Raw genomic sequence first — 21,771 nt, 5'->3', positions numbered from 1 at the left:
CAACAAACATGATCGAATTGAATGAAAAAAGCATTGTAAAAATAGACGGTGACGTATCATCACCAAAAGGCTTTGAAGCAAAGGGGATTCATATTGGATTACGCTATTCAAAAAAAGACCTTGGACTGATTGTCAGTGAGGTGCCGGCAGCGAGTGCAGCGGTATATACACAAAGTCACTTTCAAGCTGCACCTCTACAAGTCACTCACAAAAGCTTAAAAAAGACAGGGCAATTAAAAGGTGTCATTGTCAATAGTGCCATCGCCAATGCATGTACTGGTGAGCAAGGTTTGAAGGACGCATACGAAATGCAGGCAGCCTGCGCAGATATGTTAGGGGTAGAACCTGATTACATTGCTGTTTCTTCTACTGGTGTCATTGGAGAGTGTCTCGATATGGATAAAGTCAAAAAAGGCATCTCGCAGCTGAAAGAAGCAAAAGCAGGAAATGGTCATTTTGAAGAGGCAATCTTAACAACAGATACAGTCATTAAAAATACAACATACACCCTGACGATAAACGGCAAAGAGATTCTGATTGCAGGTGCAGCAAAGGGCTCTGGCATGATTCATCCGAACATGGCAACGATGCTTGGCTTCGTGACAACGGATGCAAATGTCGAACAGGAAGCCCTGCAAAACGCACTTCGTGACATTACCGATGTGACCTTTAATCAAATTACCGTCGATGGGGAAACATCGACAAACGATATGGTACTCGTAATGGCAAATGGCATGGCAGAAAATGAAGCACTCAATGAAAAGCATCCAGAATGGCCATTGTTCAAAGAAGGATTAAAGCTAGCTTGTGAGGATCTTGCCAAAGAGATTGCAAGAGACGGAGAAGGTGCAACGAAATTAATTGAAGCGCAAGTTGCTGGCGCCAAAAATAATTTAGAAGCCGGCATCATAGCGAAGAAAATCGTTGGTTCAAGTCTCGTGAAAACAGCCGTCTACGGCACCGACGCCAACTGGGGGCGAATCGTTGGAGCCATTGGTCATAGTGCAGCTTCCGTCACACCACAAGAGGTAGAAGTTTATTTAGGCGGACAATGTCTGTTTAAACATAATGAACCGCAGCCATTCTCAGAAGAGGAAGCAAAAGCGTATCTAGAGCAGGATGAGATCACGATTTTGATTCAAATGAATGAGGGAAATGGTAAAGCAGCAGCATGGGGCTGTGACCTTACCTATGATTATGTGAAAATTAACGCGAGCTATCGCACATAATGAAGGAGATAGACATGGATAAAACGATCGTATTTAAGTGTGGAGGCAGTGTCATTCGAGAACTTTCAGATACCTTTTATGAAAATGTCCGCTCACTTCAAGCTGCTGGATTTAAGCTGGCTATCGTCCATGGTGGAGGTCCTGAAATCACTAGCATGCTGCAAAAATTAGAAGTGAAAACAGAATTTGTTGACGGGCAGCGCAAAACAACGAAGCCTGTGTTAGAGGTAGCCGAAATGGTCCTCTCGGGAACGGTCAATAAATACTTTGTGTCAGAGCTCGCAAAGCATGATATCTCATCTGTCGGCGTGTCTGGGAAAGATGGGCAGATGCTTGTCGCGGATTTCCTCGATCAAGACGTGTACGGATACGTTGGTGAAATCAAAGAAGTCCATCCAGAGATGGCAGAAGCATTAATGGAAAAACAATTTATTCCTGTGATTGCACCGCTGTCTATGACAGAAGAATGCCAAACGTTAAACGTAAACGCTGATTTAGCAGCATCAGCTGTCGCAGGAGCCATGAAAGCTGATAAGCTCATGTTTGTCACAGATGTGGAAGGCATTTTAAAAAATGGTGAGCTTTTAGATGTCGTCACCGAACAAGAAGCCCTTTCACTCATTGATGAAGGCATTATTTCCGGGGGAATGATTCCAAAAGTGCAATCCGCTTTGAGTGCTTTATCAGGAGATGTGGATGAAGTCATGATCGTGAATGGCAAAGGCAGTATCTTTACAGGGGAAACCTTTAAAGGAACAAGAATTGTGAAACAAAAGGAGGCGGTCCTGTGAGTCATCTCTTTCAAACGTATGGACGGTGGAATGTTGAAATTAAAGAGGCAGCAGGTTCTTGGGCAGTCGATACAAATGGAAAAAAATACTTAGACTTTATACAAGGCATTGCGGTTACAAATCTAGGCCACAATCACCCAAAGGTCAATCAAGCCATCAAGAAGCAGCTTGATCACGTCTGGCATGTATCGAATCTATTTGAAAATGGACTGCAGGAAAAAGCAGCAGAAAAGCTTGCGGCAAACAGTTCAGGAGACCTCGTGTTTTTCTGCAATAGCGGAGCTGAGGCAAATGAAGGTGCGATCAAATTAGCGCGTAAAGCAACAGGGAAAACAAATATCGTGACATTTTTGCACTCTTTTCATGGGCGCACGTATGCTGGTATGGCTGCTACAGGTCAAGATAAAATCAAAACTGGCTTTGGCCCTATGCTGGAAGGCTTTCATTATGTACCGTTTAATGACCCAGACGCTATTGCGGCGTGTGAAGTCGATGATGTGGCAGCGGTAATGCTTGAGGTTGTGCAAGGAGAAGGTGGAGTAAATCCAGCGACAGCAGAATTTCTAGAAGCCGTTCAAGCGTTTTGCCAAAAGCATGAAGCACTGCTGATCGTAGACGAAATTCAAACGGGTATTGGACGTACAGGAACAGCGTTTGCATACGAACAAACGGGACTTGATCCTGATATTATCTCTTCTGCTAAAGGCTTAGGAAACGGCTTCCCAGTCAGTGCGGTCATAGGGAAAAAGGCTTTAGGAGATGCATTCTCACCAGGTTCACACGGAACAACCTTTGGTGGCAACATGCTTGCCATGGCCGCAGTGAATGCAACACTCGATGTCATTTTCAAAGAAGAGTTTCTTTCAGAAGTCAAAGAAAAAGGCGCTTATCTGTTAGAAAAGCTGCAAGATCTGAAACAACTGAATATTGTAAAAGAAGTACGCGGAAAAGGATTGATGGCAGGGATTGAATGTCATCAGCCAGTCGGTGATTATATCACAGCTCTTAGAGAACAAGGGTTGCTGGTACTTCCAGCTGGTCCAAATGTGATTCGGTTATTACCTCCGCTGAATGTAGAAAAAGCAGAAATAGATCATGCAATAGAAGCGATTACTCAGGTTTTAGCAAATGAAGCAGTGACGGTATAAATTTTTTTACACCAAAACGCATAAAAATGCATTTATATTACTAATTATTCAATTTGGGGTGACACAAGCATGAAAGGTTATTTAAATTTAGAAGATGGAGCCTCTTTTGAAGGAGATCTGACAGGAGAAGCTGGCATGACAGGTGAAGTGGTTTTCTTTACAGGGATGACAGGTTACCAAGAGGTGCTCACAGATCCTTCTTATAAGGGACAAATCATTGTTTTCACATATCCACTCATCGGAAATTACGGTATTAATCATGAAGACTTTGAGAGCAAAAAACCACAAGTGAAAGCTGTCGTTGTGTATGAAGCAGCTGATCATTTCTCTCATCATCTTGCAGCGGTTAGCTTAAAAGATTATTTACAGAAGTGGAACATTCCGCTTCTGACACATACAGATACACGTGCAGTCGTGCAAAACATCCGGGCTAATGGGACGATGAACGCTGTGATCAGTGTAGACGAAAACGAAACACCGCCGGTCATGAAACAAGACAATGTGGTCGCACAGGTGACAGAGGACGAGATCTACACACAAGGCAGCGGCGAGGAACATGTAGCGCTCATTGATTTTGGCTTTAAAAAATCAATTGCAGATTCGCTTGAAGCGCGCGGCTGTAAAGTAACCGTCATTCCGTACAAACAGCTGGAAAAGGTGTTTGAGATCAAGCCAGATGCGATTCTGCTGTCAAATGGACCTGGTGATCCCAAAACAATGAAGCCATATTTAAAAACCATTCATGACATCATGATGACCTTCCCGACACTTGGAATCTGCTTAGGTCATCAATTAATCGCTCTCGCACTTGGCGGGGATACGTATAAGCTTCCATTTGGCCACCGCGGGGCGAATCACCCTGTACAAGATACAGAATCCAAACGTGTTTTCATGACAAGTCAGAATCACAGCTATGTGGTGAATGAAAAAAGCATGAATGACAAAGAAGTGGACGTGAAATTCCTTCATGTCAATGATGGATCTGTAGAAGGTTTCATTCATAAAGAGAAGCTAATTATGTCAGTTCAATTTCATCCAGAAGCACACCCAGGTCCTGCTGAAAGTGAATGGGTATTCGATGATTTTATTGAGAAAGTGAAACAAGCAAGGAGAGAAGTTGCACATGCCTAAAGATCAAAGCATACAAACCATTCTAGTCATCGGGTCTGGTCCAATCATCATTGGTCAGGCAGCAGAATTTGATTACTCAGGAACACAAGGATGTATGGCCTTAAAAGAAGAGGGCTACAAAGTCATTTTAGTGAATAACAACCCAGCAACCATTATGACAGACGAATCATTTGCTGATGAAATCTATTTTGAACCGCTTTCAGTTGATTCAGTGACAAGAATCATCGAAAAGGAAAAACCAGATGGTCTTTTAGCCAACCTTGGCGGACAGACCGCTTTAAACCTTGCTGTCGAGCTAGAAAAAGCCGGTGTGCTGAAGAAGCATGGGGTAACCCTGCTCGGAACGTCAGTTGAAACAATTGAAAACGGTGAAGATCGAGAGAAATTCCGTGCTCTCATGAAGCAGTTGAACGAACCTGTGCCAGATAGTGAAATTGTGGATAATGCGAAAGATGCCCTTCAATTTGCAAAAGAAGTAGGCTTCCCAGTCATCCTAAGACCAGCATACACACTTGGCGGAAAGGGCGGCGGAATTGCTTTAACAGAAGAAGCGTTTAAACCGCTCATTGAAGGAGCCCTTTTAGCGAGCCCGATTCATCAGTGTTTAGTTGAAAAAAGCATCGCTGGCTTTAAAGAAGTCGAATATGAGGTCATGAGAGACCGTCAAAATACGTGTATTACGGTTTGTAATATGGAAAATATCGATCCAGTTGGTGTGCATACAGGAGACTCGATTGTCGTTGCACCTTCCCAAACATTAACAGACCAGGATTATCAAATGCTTCGTTCAGCGAGCCTGAAAATCATTTCAGCACTGGATGTAGTCGGCGGATGCAACATCCAATTCGCCCTTGATCCACTCAGTAAAGAATACTTTGTCATTGAGGTGAATCCACGGGTCAGCCGTTCATCTGCTCTTGCCTCAAAAGCAACAGGCTATCCAATTGCTAAAATGGCGGCAAAGCTTGCGGTAGGCTACACACTAGACGAACTCAAAAACCCGCTCACAGGCACAACTTATGCTAGTTTCGAGCCGGCACTCGATTATGTCGTCGTGAAATTCCCACGCTGGCCGTTTGATAAATTTAAACAGGCAGATCGTCAATTAGGAACAAAAATGAAGGCGACTGGCGAAGTCATGGCGATTGACCGTAATTTAGAGTCAGCCATTCAAAAAGCCGTCGCCTCCCTTGAAATCAAAACAAAGGGCTTCCATCTGCCAGAATTGAAAGACCAATCGACTGAACAACTATTTGAACTGATCAAAACACCAGACGATCGACGTTTCTTCGCTGTCATGGAGCTTCTTTCAAGACAAGAAACGGTCGAAACGATTCATCAAGCGACGAAAATTGATCTATTCTTCTTACATGTGTTCAAGAATATGATCATTCTCGAACAGGAATTGAAGAACCATGAGGGAACGCTCTCAAAAGACACCTTGAAAAAGGTAAAGGAAAAGGGCTTCCTTGATGAAACGATTGCTCTTCTTACAGGCCACAGTGAAGAGGCCATTAGACAGCTTCGTCAAGAATATGACATTACGGCTTCATTTAAAATTGTCGACACATGTGCGGCAGAATTTGATGCAAAAACGAACTACTTCTATTCCACATACTTTGGCAAAAGTGATGGAGAGCATCAGGAGAAAACAAAGCAACGTGCACTCATCATTGGCTCTGGTCCGATTCGAATTGGGCAGGGAGTCGAGTTTGACTATAGTGCAGTTCATGGCGTTCTTACCCTGCAAAAGCTTGGCTTTGAAACCATCATGATGAACAACAATCCAGAGACGGTCAGTACGGATTATGAGATCGCAGATCGTTTATATTTTGAACCCATTACATTAGAGCACATCTTAAACGTTGTCGAAGCAGAAAAAATTGATTTCGTCATCGTCCAATTTGGCGGACAGACTGCCATCAATGTAGCAGAAGGCTTAGAAAAAGCCGGTGTCACGTTGTTAGGTACATCCTTTGACACGCTAGATGCGCTCGAAGATCGTGATTTGTTCTATCAGCTTCTTGATGAACTGAATCTTCCTCATGCAGAAGGAAATACGGCTGACTCAAAAGAAGAAGCACTCGCACATGCCAGAATCATTGGTTACCCTGTGTTAATTCGCCCATCGTATGTCATTGGCGGAATGGGGATGATCGTTGTCCAGTCAGAAGTACATTTGACATCATTGCTTGATCAGCCAGATCATTTGCCGTACCCGATCTTAATTGATGAGTATGTCACTGGAAAAGAAGTTGAAGTGGATCTGATTTCTGACGGAAAAACGACCTTCATTCCAACGATCGTGGAGCATATAGAGAAAGCGGGCGTCCATTCAGGTGACAGCTTTGCCATTTTACCAAGTGTCTCCATCAGCGAAGACATCAAACAGCAGGTGCATACTGCGTCCGAACAAATAGCGAAGAAATTAGCGTTTAAGGGCATTATGAATATCCAATTTGTGATCAAAGGGGATCAGGCGCTTGTACTAGAGGTAAATCCGCGGGCAAGCCGGACGGTTCCAGTCGTCAGCAAAGTAATGGGCATTGACATGATTCCGCTTGCGACTCAATTATTAGCGGGTGCGACGCTTGAAGAACTGAACCCTGCAACGAAAAACAAAGGGGGAACAGCGGTCAAATTCCCAGTCTTCTCATCACATGCCATTCAAGATATTGACTTAAAGCTGACACCTGAAATGAAAGCGACAGGAGAAGGAATGTGTGTAGGCAAGAACGCCGAAAGCGCCTTGAAAAAAGTGTTTGCGTCAATCTGGCATCAGAAAGGCAGCCTCTTTATAAAAGGCAGTGAACAATTGGTAGATAAAGCGAAACATGCAGGCTTTGACGTCTGGACGGACAGCTTTGAAACTTGGCTGCAAAACGAAGATAAGTCGCTTCATATCCATTTAGGGGAAGATGAAGAGGCAAAAGAGCAGCGTGTAAAAGCACTCACACATGGCGTCCAAGTTCTAACCGAATATGAAACAGCTCAAGCATTCCTGCAAGGGAAAAATGGAGATGTATCACCAGTATCGCTCAAAGAATTATATAAAAAGGAAGTGACGGCATGAGTCAAGTCGACGTGCAACCGGCATTATACGGAAAAGACTTTTTAACTTTAAAAGATTTCTCAATCAATGACATTGCTTATTTAATTGAAAAAGCGGAAGAAATGAAACAAAATCCCTATCAGGATTTATTCAAAGGGAAAACGTTAGCGATGATCTTTGAAAAATCGTCAACTAGAACCCGTGTATCGTTTGAAGCGGGAATGACGCAGCTAGGAGGACATGCGCTCTTCCTCAGCTCAAATGATTTGCAAATTGGCAGAGGAGAAACGATCAGTGATACGGCACAAGTGCTGTCTGGCTATGTAGATGGCATTATGATTCGGACCTTTGAACATGAGAAGGTCGAGGAGCTAGCACAATACGCGTCTATTCCTGTCATCAATGGACTGACTGACTACTCCCATCCATGTCAGGCACTTGCTGATTTATTGACAATCAAAGAAGTAAAAGGAACATTAAAAGGAATCAAAGTAGCCTATATTGGTGACGGAAATAACGTGGCTCACTCCTTGATGGTTGGCTGTGCGCAGCTAGGCTGTGACATTGCTGTTGCATCACCAGAAGGCTATGAACCGCTCCAAGAAGTAACAGACACGGCACGTGAGTTTGCAAAACAATCAGGCGCAGAAGTCATCGTTACGACAGACCCTGTCGCTGCTGTTCAAGATGCAGATGTCATTTATTCCGATGTGTTTACAAGCATGGGGCAGGAAGAAGAAACAGAGAAACGTCTTGCTGAATTTAAAGAATATCAAGTCAATGACGAACTAATGAGTTATGCAGCAAAGGATTATATTTTCCTTCATTGTCTCCCGGCACACCGCGGAGAAGAAGTGACAGCAGACATTATTGACGGGCCGCACTCAAAAGTTTTTCAGCAGGCAGAAAACCGTTTGCATGTACAAAAAGCGTTAATCAAAGAGCTCATGTATCAACAAACCAATTAAATGAAAAGTGTCCCTGACTCGTAGGAGCAGGGACTTTTTGCATAAAGGATTGGAGAGGCAAGTGACGGGACATAATAACATCATCGAGAAAGGAGGATGGGAATGGGTCAGAAGCATCAATTTAAATCAGGGAATAAAGCACCGAATAATGGTGTGTATATCGAGATCGGTGAAACCGGCAGTATGGTGAAAGATCCTTTAAAGATTAAGCTTCAAGCAGGCGACGTCTTTCCGGATAACTCGAACCATAATCGTGTTTGGACCTACCAAAGAAAGCCATAAGCAATTGACTAAGAGTCAGAAGGAATAAGTCTTTAGAGGCATGTGTCATGCCTCTTTTTTCTTTATAATAAAAATCAATTAAGTTCCAATTTTCAAAAAATAGTATGACAAAAAGAAAATTTAAGGTAAAATATGTAATTGGAATATATTGTTGAAAGGATTTGTGTGATGGAAAAGACGAATCTCAGTGAAAGTGTTTGGAATAAACGCTTCACCTCATTATTCATATCAAGACTGATTAAAAACACAGGAGAAAGTTTTGCTTTTACATCCGTCCTTTGGCTATTGATTTTGAGAGGGGATGGAGCACTCGGTACAGGACTTCTCCTAGCAGTAACCGTTCTTCCTTCATCTTTGTTAGCCCCAATACTAGGACCTCTTATGAAAAAGCACCATTTGTCTAAATGGATGTTCGCTTCAGACGTCGTTCGAGCAACAATTGTACTCATTATTCCGCTTCTGCATTTTTCGCATCTATTGCCTTTATGGTTATTGATCTCATTAATGGTTATTCAATCGGCAACAGGTGCAGCATATAATCCAGCCTCTGTGGCCATTTTACCGCAGATTGTTCCGAAGCATCTGATTCAAAAAGCAAATGCCATCCTGCAATCTTCTTTTGAGATTGTCGCACTTGCAGCAGTCATGGTGGCTGGTCTCTTGGTCAAATTAATCGGACCTGCAGATACCCTGCTCATCACCACTGCCTTATTCATCATATCCGGCCTGTTTATTATCGGCGTCAAACTAAAGAAAACCGATGAAGAAAAAGCAGCAGGCATTAAACAAGCAAAGAATACATATTTGTATAACTTAAAAAGAGGTTTTCTCGTCGTCAAAAATCATCACATTTTATTTGCACTGACGCTGTATTGTATTTTAATGAATGTCGCCGCAGCACCGTGGCAGGCACTATCTGCTGTATACGTAGCAGAAGCACTGCAAAGCGATTCCATGGTGTATTCCATTTTAAGAGGTGTTGCCGCAGTCGGCGCGTTTATGATGGGCTTTGCTCTAGCGAAAGTGAAAATTAAGAGATTTGGTTTGTTCTTTATTGTCGCTGGTATGATTGAAGGAGCTGCGTTCTTTATCACAGGGATGAGTACATGGCTGCCGGTCGTTCTACTTGCATCCTTTATATTCGGTGCCGCCGTTAGTGCGATCAATGTACCGGAAATGGTCATTATTCAAACGTCTGTCGACCAAGACGATCAGCCGCAAGTATACGCCGTGATCAATGCTTCATCAAATGTTTTTCTCCCGCTTGCAGCTGTCGTATCAGGTGTTCTGGCAGAAAGGTTTGGAGCAGGACCTGTCATTGCTGGCGGTGGGGTCCTTGAAATTTTATCTGGTATCGCGATCTTCCTGTTTACAGGGCTTGCGAAAAGCCATTTGACAGCAGACAAACAGAAGTCCGAAACCGTCGAGGTGTAATCGATAAAAAAACCCCCTGTGGCTGCAGGGGGTTTTAGCGTACCGCTTTTCAATCAAAAAGAAAAAGAGCTAAAATCAACATCATTTTAGCTCTTCCTCAGCAATCAAGTCTTACGTATTAAGAGTGTTTTGTTGAACTTTCCGTTTCTTTCATTGGACTTACTTCAGCAAAGATGAATAAAATAACCGTAAACACCACTGCAAGAATAGAAGTCAAAGTAAAGTCATAAGCAGCGCCATTCATCGAGGCAACGATGTAACCAGCCATATGTGTCAGCAGAAAAGTCCAAATGAGGGTGATAATATAATGCATAATCCCACCGTCCTTTATGTAACAATCTATTGATTATCATACCATAGATACGAGTGAGGGGAAAAGACTGTTTTAGCCTTTATGTGACCATTTTAAGACCTTCTGCTATAAAAATAAAAAGAATTCTTCTCTCTTTAGGGGATTTCCTTATTCCTACAAGAGTTGTTGTTCATATCATAGAAAGCAGAATCACTGAAAGGAGGCTGGCCATATGGGTGTAAGCGAACGGTTTTTCCAGCTTGGTTCCCAGTGGAACGTCATTCACCTTCCTCAAAAACCAAATGGCTTTGGCATTCTTATCCTCGGTGACCGAAATCACTTTGTGCAGGAAAATACATCATTCTGGCTTCAGCACTATGGAAGAAACCAGCTTTTAACTGCCTTAAAGGATGAAGGATATACATTGTTTAATAGTCATCTTCATGGGAATCACTGGGGATGCGAAGATGCTGTTTTTAGTGCAAAGCAGCTCGTTCATCACACATTAAAACAAGAAATATTAAACCGGGAAATTCATGTGCTGGCAGAGGGGATGGGCGCACTCGTTGCCATGAGCCTTGCTGAAGAGATGCCAGAAGTGCTAAGGTCCATTGCGCTCGTGAATCCATGTCTGCATCTCTATGCACAACGAGAAAGAGAAAAGGAACACAAATTCTTTTATAAACAGCTGATCAAAGAATTAGCGAAAAGCTACGGCTGCTCTGAAAAGGAAGCGGAAACGTACCCGCTCCCTGCTTGCCCTGTTCATTCTGCTCATGTACCGATTCACATATGGCAAAGACTAAACGGCGCACCGTATGCATATGAACTGCATGCAAAGCCTTTTATAGATCAGCATATGAAGAATCCAGAGCATTGTCAGATCGATCTCACCTTGCATATGTTTGATCATCCGAGAAGAATCTTTCAATCCATTCACAAGTTTTATAAATCGCATGAAAGAGAATTGTGATGAATAGGATGATAACAGCCCTTCATGGAAAGGGCTCTTCTTTTTATTCGATAAGCTAAAAAAGGGGACATGAACATGGAAACAGGACTGATCATAGGGGCAGATGAATTTTTTGGTCTAGCGCTGTGTGAATATATGATGAAAGAGGGCATTCAAGTGGATATCACATGTCCTCATGATCATACAGAAGAGCAAAAGATGTTATTAGAAGAGCGAATGATGTGGCTCGGCAGAAATGATCTCTTCCGTGTCATTGACCTTCAGGATGGAAAAGACACGTATGACCTCATCTTTATTCAATCAGAGGAATCAGATAAACGACACAAAGACATGAAAGCGAAGCATGGCATGTACCGGGTTCTATACGAAAAACCCGAAGACGAATCGTCCAAACAGAATGCGCCGGCTGTTATTCTTCCTCGCATGTTCGGACCATGGACATTTAATAAAGAAAGGACTAAGCGTGATGAAGCATTTTTTGTAGAAGATGTGGTAAGGGATTTGTTCAAGTGGGCATCGGGCACTGAACAAAGACAGGAAATGATATATGAATTGAAGGTAGAAAGACAAACGGATGACAAACAAGCAGAAGAAATGATGGAAGAATGGAAGAGACAAAACTCAACATTTTTCGACAAAAAGCAAGAATGATCTTCCATCTTATCTTTTTTCAGTATAAAATAAACCTATATTTAACATACAGGTTCATGCCTGCATGTGGCAAAGGGAGTTGAACATGGCATGAAGTATCAGCGGCTTGTCATGATCTTTTCGTTCCTTCTCCTATTATCTGCCTGCTCACAGGCACCTTTAAAAGGACAGATTGAGAAGGTGGGTTTACTCGTCCCCGATACAATTAATGATCAAGTTTGGGGAACGAAAGGTTATAAAGGCTTATTAAATATTCAATCAACATTTGGTGTAGATGTTTATTATAAGGAAGGAATGGTCGACAAAGAGAAAATCGTTGATGCCATTGAAGAATTTCACAAAAAAGGAGTCAATTTGATTATTGGCCATGGCAATGAATACAGCGAAATTTTCAACTTAATTAGTGAAGATTATCCGAAAACACAATTTATCACGGTAAATGGAAACAAGCCTCAGGCGGATAATGTCGCGAATGTGACGTTTAAAGGTGAAGCGATGGGCTTTTTCGGAGGCATGACAGCAGCACATATGTCAAAATCAAAAAAGATTGGTATTCTTGCTACATATGATTGGCAAAGCGAAGTAGATGGCTTTATCAAAGGTGCAAAATATCAAGATGAACATGTACAAGTGCTTGCCGAGTTTGTCGAAAACTGGGATGATGCGGACAAAGCCGTGGAGCTCTATCAAAAATTGAAAAAGCAGGGCGTAGATGTTGTATATCCAGCAGGCGATGGTTATAATATCCCTGTCATTGAACAAATCAAAGCCGATAATTTATCAGCGATCGGATATGTCACTGATCAATCCAACCTCGGCAGTCATACCGTCTTAACAAGCACAGTCCAGCATGTGGATAAAGCGTACACTATTATTGCGAAGAAATTTAATGAAGGCAAGCTAAACGAACAAGGTGACTACTCCTTTGATTTTAAAGAAGGAGTGATCGAAATGGGGAAATTTAGTTCCACCATTGACCGTGCTTTTGTGAAAGATATTGAAAGTGATATTGCGACTTACAAAAAAACTGGCAAACTGCCAAATGAAAAGTGAGGATACGACGATGCAGCACGAAAAATCGATGGAGTTTTTACAAATTGCCATGAAGTATTTTCCGCAGGCAAAAGAAGAATTAGATAAAGCGGGTATTCAGCTTGAGCCCGAAGCTCTTCAGCCGCTTTTATCATTGTTTACATCTGTCATGCAAGAGGCATATGAGCTTGGGAAAGCAGATGCAGAATCAGAAAAAGCCACAGAATAGTGGCTTTTTTTATGATAATTTTTTCTTGAAGGCACTAATCATAGGGCCAACATCTTTAAACACAGGCTTCAGTTCATCGATGGAGTTCATAATGTTCCCAATTTGATTCATGACATGCATGTAATCAATTGAGTCTTCACTTGGAGATGTCTCCTCACGTTCCTCCTTTGCTTCTGTCTTGCTTTTCTCCTTTTCAAGCGGCTGGCCAAACATCATAGCCGAAAAAATATCTTTTTGCGCCATATCACATGCTCCTTTCTACTATCGGTATATCAATAATCTATGAAAAAAGTGAGAGGAAAGGTTAGACGTTTGTATTGCCAAGGAGAAAAAAATAAGGTAAAATTAGTACCAGATACTAATATAAGATCACAATATCACATGCTCGTATGAGTAAAAGGAGTCTTATTCAATGAATGCTGGAATTATTGGCCTTGGCCGCTATATACCTGAAAAAGTGTTAACAAATCTTGATTTAGAAAAAATGGTTGAAACTTCTGACGAGTGGATCCGTACTAGAACAGGTATAGAAGAAAGAAGAATTGCTTCTGATGATGTCAATACATCTCATATGGCGCTTGCTGCTGCAAAAAAAGCATTAGCTGACGCAGATGTGGCTGCAGAAGATATCGATATGATTCTTGTGGCGACAGTCACGCCAGATCAAGCATTTCCGACAGTCGCTTGTATGATTCAAGAGCAGCTCGGTGCACATAAAGCATGTGCAATGGATATTAGCGCTGCGTGTGCTGGCTTTATGTATGGGCTTGTTACTGGAAAACAATTTATCGAATCAGGAACTTTCAAGCACGTGCTCGTCGTTGGCGTTGAAAAGCTTTCTCGCATTACCGACTGGGATGACCGCAATACAGCTGTTCTGTTTGGAGATGGAGCAGGTGCTGCTGTGTTAGGAGAGGTCAGCGAAGGGAAAGGAATTCTCTCATTTGAGCTTGGAGCCGATGGAAGAGGCGGGAAGCACTTGTACTTAGATGAAAAAGATCATACAATCATGAATGGACGAGAAGTATTTAAATTTGCTGTAAGACAAATGGGCGAGTCAAGCGTAAACGTCATCGAAAAAGCTGGACTATCAAAAGAAGACGTTGACTTCTTGATCCCGCATCAAGCAAATATTCGCATTATGGAAGCAGCCCGCGAACGCCTAGAGCTGCCAGTTGAAAAAATGTCGAAGACGGTCCATAAGTATGGAAACACATCAGCAGCATCTATTCCAATTTCACTATGTGAAGAAATCGAAGCCGGAAAAATTCATGACGGCGATGTGATTGTAATGGTTGGTTTTGGTGGCGGATTAACGTGGGGCGCAATCGCTATGCGATGGGGCCGATAAAAGAGTGAGGTGCACAAATTAATGGATAAAAAACGAGTAGTTGTTACAGGATTAGGTGCTTTGACACCTCTTGGCAACGATGTAGAGTCAACATGGAAAAATGCTGTAGCAGGTGTATCAGGAGTTGGACCAATTACACGTGTCGATTCAAGTGAATATACCGCAAAAGTAGCAGCAGAACTAAAAGATTTTAACATTGAAGATTACATGGAGAAAAAAGAAGCACGAAAAATGGCACGCTTCACGCAATATGCAGTCGTTGCTGCTCAAAAGGCGCTAGAAGATTCACGTCTTGAAATCACAGATGAAATCGCACCGCGTGTTGGTGTATGGGTTGGGTCTGGTATTGGCGGACTTGAAACATTTGAAGAGCAGTTTGAAGTGTATTCAAATAAAGGAGCAAGACGCGTAAGCCCATTCTTCGTTCCAATGATGATTCCAGATATGGCAACAGGCCAAATTTCAATTGCACTTGGCGCAAAAGGGGTTAACTCTTGTACAGTGACAGCATGTGCAACAGGGACAAACTCAATTGGTGATGCATTTAAAGTCATTCAGCGCGGAGATGCAGATGCGATGATCACAGGCGGAACAGAAGCGCCGTTAACAAAAATGTCATTTGCTGGTTTCTGTGCGAACAAAGCTCTTTCGACAAATCCTGATCCAGAGACAGCAAGCCGTCCATTTGACAAAAACCGTGACGGATTTGTTATGGGAGAGGGTGCAGGGATTGTCGTTCTTGAAGAACTCGAGCATGCGTTAAAACGCGGTGCGACAATTTATGCAGAAATTGTTGGATATGGTTCAACTGGAGATGCGTATCATATTACAGCGCCGGCTCCAAACGGAGAAGGCGGCGTCCGCGCAATGAAAGAAGCGATTCGAGATGCTGGTTTGTCTGTGGAAGAAATTGATTATATCAATGCCCACGGAACAAGCACACCTTACAATGATAAATTTGAAACAATGGCGATTAAAGAAGTGTTCGGAGAGCATGCGAATCAGCTTGCCATCAGTTCGACAAAATCAATGACAGGTCACTTACTTGGCGCAGCAGGCGGAGTAGAAGCTATTTTCTCTGTTCTTGCGATTAAAGACAGCGTCATTCCTCCAACCATTAACCTTGAAACACCGGATGAAGAATGTGATCTAGATTATGTGGCAAATGAAGCACGTTCAAAAGAAGTACAAGTGGCTCTAAGTAACTCACTTGGCTTTGGCGGACATAATGCGACAATTATCTTTAAAAAATACGAAGCGTAATATTTCCTAAGAAGGCGGCGATCTATAAACAGATCGCCGCTTTTTTGCATATGATGAAAATGGAGGTGTTTAGCGGTATGGGTCTAGTCAATACACAATATCTCATTCATCAATCATCATCATTTCAGGAGCTGGCATCGCGCTTTATTCCTTATTTTAAAGGGGCAGAGGAAAAAGAATGGTCCTCTATTCTCTCCCACCTGCAGCATCACGGAATGATTCGGTCTTTTAGATCATGCAAAGACATGATCGACAAGCTCAAAGAAAAAGGGTACTTCCAGCTCGTCATGAAAGAATACCAAACGCTGCAAAAGCAGTGGAAAGGTCCTGACATTCCTGTCTTTATTTTGCCAGTCAATGAGAGCAGCAAAGAAATTAGAGAACAATTTTATTATCAATCCGGCATGGCATTTGACGACAAGGTCTTTCTCTTTTTGTCGACAAATACTCCGAAAGAACGTATCGGTACATTGCTGACTCATGAATATCACCATGTATGCAGGTTGCATTTTCTCACGAAAGAAGAAAAAGATTTTACATTCCTTGATACAATCATGATGGAGGGGCTCGCTGAATATGCTGTGTATCATAGATACGGAGAAAGCTATACAGCCAAATGGACCACTCTCTATGACGAAACGCAGCTTCAGCACTTGTATAAGAAATGGGTATCCAGTCATCTTGATCAAAAAGTGCAGGACGACGAAAGACTGATACAGAACCTCCTTTATGGAAAAGGGAACTACCCCAAAATGCTTGGTTACGCCACCGGGTTTTATATCGTGAAAAAGTATTTCAGTGAGCACCGAATCAGCGAGGAGTCTATGATTGCAGAGCCGTCCGAAACTTTTTTAAAGGCGGTAGACTCATAAAGTGAATGATTGACATAAAAAGAGACATATTACAAATTTACTAAATTCTTCTTGATTTCGTCATAACAATGTAATAATATACAAATATAAATTTTGATAATTCTTTTTATTCAAAAAAGACAGAATTTTTTATTCATTTCTATTGTCTATGGAGAAAGGGGCGAATGAATGACCAAGCTGCTCGAAGTGCAAAACTTAAAAACATATTTTTTTCGAAAAAAAGAACCGATACCTGCTGTTGATGGCGTTGATTTCAGCATCAACAGAGGAGAAACTGTCGCGTTAGTCGGTGAGTCTGGATCTGGTAAAAGCATTACGTCCTTATCCATTATGGGGTTGATAAACGGCACTGGTGGAAAAATTATGGACGGTTCCATCAAGCTTGATGGAAAGGACCTAGTTACATATGGTGAAAAGGAATTATGCAGCATTCGTGGTAATGATGTATCTATGATCTTTCAGGAACCGATGACCTCACTTAATCCCGTCCTAACCATCGGGGAACAAATAACAGAAATCCTCATCTATCACAAAAAACTTTCAAAAAAAGAAGCGACGAAAAAAGCGATTGATCTGCTGAAGATTGTTGGTTTTTCCAGACCGGAACAAATCATCAAAGATTACCCGCACCGTTTATCAGGCGGCATGCGGCAAAGAGTGATGATTGCCATTGCGCTAAGCTGCGATCCGAAGCTTCTCATTGCAGATGAACCGACAACTGCCCTAGATGTAACGATTCAAGCCCAGGTGCTCACATTGATGAAAGATTTATGCACGACATTTGGTACATCTATTCTTCTCATTACTCATGATCTAGGTGTCGTGTCTGAAGTGGCAGATCGAGTCATTGTCATGTACTGCGGACAGGTTGTTGAAAATGGGACCGTCGAAGAATTATTTGATCAGCCGCTTCATCCTTACACAGAAGGGCTGCTTGAATCGATTCCTGTCATTGACGGAGACATACAGCCGTTAACGGCGATCAAAGGGAATGTCCCTGCGCCAGATCAGCTTCCGGCTGGCTGCCGCTTTGCTCCTAGATGCCCGCAAGTGAAGGAGCGCTGCCTAGGAGAGCTGCCTAAGCTGAGGACATTTGAGAATGGCAGAAGCGTCAGATGCTTCTTATATGAGGAGGCAGACCATACATGACCCTTGCTCAAAATCAACCACAGCCAACAGATCTAACAGAGAAAGAAACCATCCTTGAACTGAAACAGATCCGAAAACATTTTCCGATTAAAGCGGGCGTCTTTCAGAAGAAAGTCGGTGCAGTCAAAGCTGTTGACGGCATAGACTTGAAGATTTATAAAGGTGAAACGTTAGGCATTGTTGGGGAGTCAGGATGCGGTAAATCTACACTAGGCCGGACAATGATTCGCTTATATCAGCCAACTGACGGTCAAATCTTTTTTAAAGGGCAAGATATCTCCCGCGTATCAGAATCAAAGCTAAGACAATCAACACGAAAAAACATCCAAATGGTTTTTCAAGATCCCTTTGCATCACTCAACCCTAGAAAAACACTTCGAAGCATCATCAAAGAACCCTACAAAACACATCACTTATATTCCTTAAAAGAAAGAAATGAAAAAGTAGAACAGCTTTTATCAAAGGTGGGCCTTCATCCAAGCTTTGCAAATCGCTACCCACACGAATTTTCTGGCGGGCAGAGGCAGCGAATCGGCATCGCTCGTGCGCTTGCCATGAATCCCGAAATGATCATCGCAGATGAGCCGGTATCAGCACTTGATGTATCCATTCAGGCGCAGGTGATTAATCTGATGGAGGAGCTTCAGGAGGAATTTGACCTGACATATCTATTTATCTCTCACGATTTAAGTGTGGTCAGGCACATTAGTGATAGAGTCGGCGTGATGTATCTCGGCAAAATGATGGAGCTTGCTGATAAGCACAGCCTGTATGATGAACCGCTCCATCCATATACACAGGCACTGCTTTCTTCTGTTCCTGTTACCCGTAAAAAGGGTCAGATTAAAAGAGAACGTATCATGCTTCAAGGCGATCTGCCAAGTCCTGCGAATCCGCCAAAAGGCTGCGTATTTCACACAAGATGCCCGCATGCGAAGGAAATCTGTAAAGAAAAAATACCAGCATTTCAGGAATTAAAAACAAACCACTTCGTTGCCTGCCACCTCTACGACGCTTAATCAGCTTGGAAGATCTCATCTTTGAGAGGGGGGATGAAGCGGCATCTGTCGTCATTTCTAAAAAAGGATAGGGGGAATTGTATATGAAAGGTAGAAATAGAAAACCCATTTTGGTCAGTTTACTGCTGATCTTTACACTCATGCTTGCGGCTTGCTCTAGTGGAAATAAAACATCTGGAGACAGTGAAAAGAAATCAACTGGAAAACCTGTACAAGGCGGAGACCTTGTCATCGGTTCAATTGCAGAGCCTACGTTATTTAACTCGCTGTATTCAACAGACGTGGCAAGCTCTGATATTGAGGAAAGAATCTACAGCTTCTTACTTCAAACTGACGGAAAGCTGAACCCTCAGCTATCGCTGGCAGAGGATATTAAAGAATCTGATGACGGCAAGCAGTTTGATGTGACCATTAAAAAAGGCGTAAAGTTTCATGATGGTGAAGAACTGACGGCTGATGATGTTGTGTTTACATACAGCATTCCGATCAATAAGGACTACAATGGAGAGCGCGGATCAGGCTTTGAAGTATTAGATTCCGTTAAAAAGACAGGGGATTACTCAATCGAATTCAAGCTCAATAAAAAAGATCCCTATTTCTATAATGTCACATTAGGAAGCTATGGCATTTTGCCTAAGCATATTTTAGGTGATGTGCCTGTAAAGGATCTCGGTGAAAATGAATTTAACCGAAAAAATCCAATTGGTTCAGGTCCATTTAAATTTGCCGAGTGGAAAGAAGGAGACTACGTTAAACTAGAAGCCTTTGACGATTATTGGGATGGACGTCCATACCTTGATACCGTCACGATTAAAACCATTCCTGATCAGAATGCAGCGATTGCCCAGCTGTCAGCAGGCGATATTGATTTCTTTGCTGTACCGGGAGCAGAGCTGCAAACAGCTGAAAAAGTCAGCAACATTAAAATTGAATCTGATCTAGGGCTCAATTATTCATACATTGGCTGGAACCAGAAAAATGATCTCTTTAAAAGTAAAAAGGTCCGCCAAGCGCTGACACATGCCATTGATCGTCAAACGATTGTCGATCAAGTGTTAGATGGAGACGGCAAAGTAGCCAACATTCCAGAAAGTCCGCTGTCATGGAACTATCCGAAGAATGATCGTGTTCCAGTATTTGAGTTTGATCAAGAAAAAGCGAAAAAGATACTGAAAGAAGAGGGCTGGGAGGATACAGATGGAGATGGCTATCTTGATAAGAACGGCAAAAAATTCTCCTTTGTCATAAAGACCAACCAAGGAAACAAAGTCCGTGAAGACATCGCTGTCGTTGTCCAGCAGCAGCTCAAAGAAATTGGTGTTGAAGCGAAGCCGCAAATTGTGGAATTCAGTGCACTCATTGAGCAGACGACACCGCCTAAATGGGATTACGATGCGCTGCTGCTAGGCTGGAGCCTTGCCACATTCCCTGATCAATTCAGCATCTTCCACTCAAGCCAGTCAGAAAAAGGCTTGAATAACATCTGGTATAAAAATGAAGAGGTCGATAAGCTGTTAGTGGATGCTAAGAACTTAAGCGATCGAAAAGAATATTCAAAGGCATATGAAAAAATTTATGAACTGATCGCAGAAGATCAGCCATATACGTTCCTTTATTATGCCAACTCACATCGCGCGATGCCATCTAATCTCCAAGGCTACTCTTACCACCCGAAAGATGAGTATTACAAAATCGAGAAATGGTGGATTGAACAGTAGGCTGTTAGTGAAGAGGGGGGGGCTCCTCTTTCAGCGTGAAGACAAACCCTTCTATTCGGCGTCAGTCCGGCGAGCTGGTGCTCACGATGATTTCATTCACCAAGCACCAGTTAGATTTAAAGGGTTCTCATATCACGCTGCAAAGAAGACAGAGGGCTAAAATAAAGACTATTTTAGCCCTTTTTCATCACAGTATGGCGATCCGATGAAAAAGGAGTTGTGCATATGGTTACATATATCATTAGAAGGACACTGCTTTCCATTCCCATCTTATTTGGGATTACCATTTTGTCCTTCGCCATTATGAAAGCAGCACCAGGCGATCCAATGTCACTCATGATGGACCCGACCATTAGTGCCGCAGACCGGGAAGCCTTTATTGATAAGTACGGCTTGAACGATCCTGAATATGTGCAATATATGAAATGGCTTGGCAATATGCTTCAAGGTGACTTTGGGACCTCCATTGTTAAAAAGGGAACGCCCGTGGCTGATTTGATTTTTGCCCGGCTACCAAATACCCTCATCCTCATGATCTTTTCTACATTAGTCGCACTGATTATCGCCATCCCATTTGGTGTTCTTTCAGCAAAACGTCCATATACAAAGCTTGACTATGGCATTACGGTTACATCTTTTATCGGACTGGCTATTCCGAACTTTTGGTTTGGACTCATTCTGATTATGGTTTTATCTGTGAATCTAGGATGGTTCCCGACAGGCGGTGTTTCTACCTTAAATGCCGATTTTAATGTGTTTGACCGGCTCCATCACATCATTTTACCAGCCTTTGTTTTAGCAACTGCTGATATGGCAGGGCTCACCCGGTACACAAGGTCGAGTATGCTTGATGTCATGAGGCAGGATTATATTCGCACCGCAAGAGCGAAAGGCTTTCGAGAAAACAAAGTCATTTTCAAGCACGGGTTAAGAAACGGTCTTATGCCTGTCATTACGATTTTCGGATTGATGGTTCCATCCTTTATTGGCGGCGCAGTCGTGGTGGAACAAATTTTCACTTGGCCAGGGCTTGGAAAGCTGTTCATTGATTCTGCCTTTTCGAGAGATTATCCGGTCATTATGGCGATGACTGTTATTTCCGCAGTGCTCGTGGTGGTTGGAAATTTAATAGCGGATATTCTATATGCGATCGTTGATCCGCGTATTGAATATTAGAAGGGAGCTGA

The 21,771-nt window shown here is 42.5% G+C and carries 21 protein-coding genes; 19 read left to right on the top strand and 2 right to left on the bottom strand.

Annotation, left to right across the window (positions count from 1 at the left end; all coding sequences use genetic code 11):
- Positions 1-8: 8 nt before the first annotated feature.
- The 8 genes from argJ (at position 9) to C6Y03_RS14370 (ending at position 10,035) form a co-directional block, all read left to right on the top strand.
- Positions 9-1,229 (top strand): bifunctional ornithine acetyltransferase/N-acetylglutamate synthase, encoded by a 1,221-nt coding sequence (gene argJ, locus C6Y03_RS14405; protein ID WP_066031045.1) that lies wholly within the window; start codon positions 9-11, stop codon positions 1,227-1,229.
- A gap of 14 nt (positions 1,230-1,243) precedes the next feature.
- Positions 1,244-2,020, top strand: a complete 777-nt coding sequence (gene argB / locus C6Y03_RS14400; protein ID WP_034663330.1) for an acetylglutamate kinase — start codon at positions 1,244-1,246, stop codon at positions 2,018-2,020.
- Entirely contained in the window at positions 2,017-3,168 is a 1,152-nt protein-coding gene (argD, locus tag C6Y03_RS14395; protein ID WP_106039531.1) for an acetylornithine transaminase, read from the top strand. Before argB ends, argD begins: the two co-directional genes overlap by 4 nt.
- Before the next feature lie 69 nt (positions 3,169-3,237).
- The gene (locus C6Y03_RS14390; RefSeq protein WP_106039530.1) at positions 3,238-4,299 is read left to right on the top strand and encodes a carbamoyl phosphate synthase small subunit; all 1,062 of its coding nucleotides are present in this window, start codon (positions 3,238-3,240) and stop codon (positions 4,297-4,299) included.
- Positions 4,292-7,372 carry a carbamoyl-phosphate synthase (glutamine-hydrolyzing) large subunit gene (gene carB, locus C6Y03_RS14385; RefSeq protein ID WP_106039529.1) on the top strand — a complete coding sequence of 1,027 codons (3,081 nt, stop codon included), beginning with the start codon at positions 4,292-4,294 and terminating at the stop codon, positions 7,370-7,372. Before C6Y03_RS14390 ends, carB begins: the two co-directional genes overlap by 8 nt.
- On the top strand, positions 7,369-8,319 hold the full coding sequence (argF, locus tag C6Y03_RS14380) for an ornithine carbamoyltransferase (protein WP_106039528.1): 951 nt from the start codon (positions 7,369-7,371) through the stop codon (positions 8,317-8,319). The genes carB and argF overlap by 4 nt, the downstream gene beginning before the upstream one ends.
- A 102-nt stretch (positions 8,320-8,421) precedes the next feature.
- Entirely contained in the window at positions 8,422-8,601 is a 180-nt protein-coding gene (locus C6Y03_RS14375) for a YjzC family protein (protein ID WP_034663316.1), read from the top strand.
- A 168-nt stretch (positions 8,602-8,769) separates the two neighbouring features.
- Positions 8,770-10,035, top strand: coding sequence for an MFS transporter (locus tag C6Y03_RS14370; protein WP_034663308.1), 1,266 nt, complete (start codon positions 8,770-8,772; stop codon positions 10,033-10,035).
- A 118-nt stretch (positions 10,036-10,153) separates the two neighbouring features.
- Here the strand turns inward: C6Y03_RS14370 and C6Y03_RS14365 are convergent, their stop codons facing one another.
- Positions 10,154-10,348: a YjzD family protein gene (locus C6Y03_RS14365; RefSeq protein ID WP_003211779.1), complete on the bottom strand. Its 195-nt coding sequence runs from the start codon at positions 10,346-10,348 to the stop codon at positions 10,154-10,156.
- Between the two features lie 211 nt (positions 10,349-10,559).
- Here C6Y03_RS14365 and C6Y03_RS14360 point away from each other — a divergent pair, with 211 nt between their 5' ends.
- From C6Y03_RS14360 to C6Y03_RS14345, 4 genes are all read left to right on the top strand, one after another.
- The gene (locus C6Y03_RS14360) at positions 10,560-11,300 is read left to right on the top strand and encodes an alpha/beta fold hydrolase (RefSeq protein WP_060595993.1); all 741 of its coding nucleotides are present in this window, start codon (positions 10,560-10,562) and stop codon (positions 11,298-11,300) included.
- Between the two features lie 75 nt (positions 11,301-11,375).
- Positions 11,376-11,951, top strand: a complete 576-nt coding sequence (locus C6Y03_RS14355; RefSeq protein ID WP_106039527.1) for a nad binding enzyme — start codon at positions 11,376-11,378, stop codon at positions 11,949-11,951.
- Between the two features lie 90 nt (positions 11,952-12,041).
- Positions 12,042-13,004 (top strand): BMP family ABC transporter substrate-binding protein, encoded by a 963-nt coding sequence (locus C6Y03_RS14350; protein WP_034663299.1) that lies wholly within the window; start codon positions 12,042-12,044, stop codon positions 13,002-13,004.
- 10 nt (positions 13,005-13,014) lie between these two features.
- Entirely contained in the window at positions 13,015-13,212 is a 198-nt protein-coding gene (locus C6Y03_RS14345; RefSeq protein WP_003211983.1) for a ComZ family protein, read from the top strand.
- A gap of 9 nt (positions 13,213-13,221) precedes the next feature.
- On the opposite strand, the gene C6Y03_RS14340 is transcribed toward C6Y03_RS14345, so the two are convergent.
- Positions 13,222-13,455 (bottom strand): hypothetical protein, encoded by a 234-nt coding sequence (locus C6Y03_RS14340; RefSeq protein ID WP_034663296.1) that lies wholly within the window; start codon positions 13,453-13,455, stop codon positions 13,222-13,224.
- A 169-nt stretch (positions 13,456-13,624) separates the two neighbouring features.
- Between C6Y03_RS14340 and C6Y03_RS14335 the strand changes: the two genes are divergently transcribed.
- The 7 genes from C6Y03_RS14335 (at position 13,625) to C6Y03_RS14305 (ending at position 21,760) form a co-directional block, all read left to right on the top strand.
- Positions 13,625-14,563 carry a beta-ketoacyl-ACP synthase III gene (locus C6Y03_RS14335; RefSeq protein WP_012009552.1) on the top strand — a complete coding sequence of 313 codons (939 nt, stop codon included), beginning with the start codon at positions 13,625-13,627 and terminating at the stop codon, positions 14,561-14,563.
- Between the two features lie 21 nt (positions 14,564-14,584).
- Complete coding sequence (gene fabF, locus C6Y03_RS14330) at positions 14,585-15,826, top strand: beta-ketoacyl-ACP synthase II (protein WP_060595995.1); 1,242 nt, start codon at positions 14,585-14,587, stop codon at positions 15,824-15,826.
- Between the two features lie 77 nt (positions 15,827-15,903).
- Complete coding sequence (locus C6Y03_RS14325; RefSeq protein WP_060595996.1) at positions 15,904-16,698, top strand: DUF2268 domain-containing putative Zn-dependent protease; 795 nt, start codon at positions 15,904-15,906, stop codon at positions 16,696-16,698.
- Positions 16,699-16,866: 168 nt separating this feature from the next.
- The gene (locus tag C6Y03_RS14320) at positions 16,867-17,847 is read left to right on the top strand and encodes an ABC transporter ATP-binding protein (RefSeq protein ID WP_045210037.1); all 981 of its coding nucleotides are present in this window, start codon (positions 16,867-16,869) and stop codon (positions 17,845-17,847) included.
- Positions 17,844-18,866, top strand: coding sequence for an ABC transporter ATP-binding protein (locus C6Y03_RS14315; RefSeq protein ID WP_066031039.1), 1,023 nt, complete (start codon positions 17,844-17,846; stop codon positions 18,864-18,866). Before C6Y03_RS14320 ends, C6Y03_RS14315 begins: the two co-directional genes overlap by 4 nt.
- A gap of 83 nt (positions 18,867-18,949) precedes the next feature.
- Complete coding sequence (locus C6Y03_RS14310; protein WP_060595998.1) at positions 18,950-20,584, top strand: peptide-binding protein; 1,635 nt, start codon at positions 18,950-18,952, stop codon at positions 20,582-20,584.
- 225 nt (positions 20,585-20,809) lie between these two features.
- On the top strand, positions 20,810-21,760 hold the full coding sequence (locus C6Y03_RS14305; protein ID WP_060595999.1) for an ABC transporter permease: 951 nt from the start codon (positions 20,810-20,812) through the stop codon (positions 21,758-21,760).
- Positions 21,761-21,771 lie beyond the last annotated feature (11 nt).

The organism is Bacillus sp. LNXM65, from assembly GCF_002998575.1.
GTDB lineage: Bacteria > Bacillota > Bacilli > Bacillales > Bacillaceae > Bacillus.
This window is presented reverse-complemented; position numbering and strand designations above follow the sequence as displayed.

Bases quoted from the DNA above. Each gene is read 5' to 3' on its own strand.
- argJ (WP_066031045.1), top strand. From the start codon at position 9: ATGATCGAATTGAATGAAAAAAGCATTGTAAAAATAGACGGTGACGTA.
- argB (WP_034663330.1), top strand. From the start codon at position 1,244: ATGGATAAAACGATCGTATTTAAGTGTGGAGGCAGTGTCATTCGAGAA.
- C6Y03_RS14390 (WP_106039530.1), top strand. From the start codon at position 3,238: ATGAAAGGTTATTTAAATTTAGAAGATGGAGCCTCTTTTGAAGGAGAT.
- carB (WP_106039529.1), top strand. From the start codon at position 4,292: ATGCCTAAAGATCAAAGCATACAAACCATTCTAGTCATCGGGTCTGGT.
- argF (WP_106039528.1), top strand. From the start codon at position 7,369: ATGAGTCAAGTCGACGTGCAACCGGCATTATACGGAAAAGACTTTTTA.
- C6Y03_RS14375 (WP_034663316.1), top strand. From the start codon at position 8,422: ATGGGTCAGAAGCATCAATTTAAATCAGGGAATAAAGCACCGAATAAT.
- C6Y03_RS14370 (WP_034663308.1), top strand. From the start codon at position 8,770: ATGGAAAAGACGAATCTCAGTGAAAGTGTTTGGAATAAACGCTTCACC.
- C6Y03_RS14365 (WP_003211779.1), bottom strand. From the start codon at position 10,348: ATGCATTATATTATCACCCTCATTTGGACTTTTCTGCTGACACATATG.
- C6Y03_RS14360 (WP_060595993.1), top strand. From the start codon at position 10,560: ATGGGTGTAAGCGAACGGTTTTTCCAGCTTGGTTCCCAGTGGAACGTC.
- C6Y03_RS14355 (WP_106039527.1), top strand. From the start codon at position 11,376: ATGGAAACAGGACTGATCATAGGGGCAGATGAATTTTTTGGTCTAGCG.
- C6Y03_RS14350 (WP_034663299.1), top strand. From the start codon at position 12,042: ATGAAGTATCAGCGGCTTGTCATGATCTTTTCGTTCCTTCTCCTATTA.
- C6Y03_RS14345 (WP_003211983.1), top strand. From the start codon at position 13,015: ATGCAGCACGAAAAATCGATGGAGTTTTTACAAATTGCCATGAAGTAT.
- C6Y03_RS14340 (WP_034663296.1), bottom strand. From the start codon at position 13,455: ATGGCGCAAAAAGATATTTTTTCGGCTATGATGTTTGGCCAGCCGCTT.
- C6Y03_RS14335 (WP_012009552.1), top strand. From the start codon at position 13,625: ATGAATGCTGGAATTATTGGCCTTGGCCGCTATATACCTGAAAAAGTG.
- fabF (WP_060595995.1), top strand. From the start codon at position 14,585: ATGGATAAAAAACGAGTAGTTGTTACAGGATTAGGTGCTTTGACACCT.
- C6Y03_RS14325 (WP_060595996.1), top strand. From the start codon at position 15,904: ATGGGTCTAGTCAATACACAATATCTCATTCATCAATCATCATCATTT.
- C6Y03_RS14320 (WP_045210037.1), top strand. From the start codon at position 16,867: ATGACCAAGCTGCTCGAAGTGCAAAACTTAAAAACATATTTTTTTCGA.
- C6Y03_RS14315 (WP_066031039.1), top strand. From the start codon at position 17,844: ATGACCCTTGCTCAAAATCAACCACAGCCAACAGATCTAACAGAGAAA.
- C6Y03_RS14310 (WP_060595998.1), top strand. From the start codon at position 18,950: ATGAAAGGTAGAAATAGAAAACCCATTTTGGTCAGTTTACTGCTGATC.
- C6Y03_RS14305 (WP_060595999.1), top strand. From the start codon at position 20,810: ATGGTTACATATATCATTAGAAGGACACTGCTTTCCATTCCCATCTTA.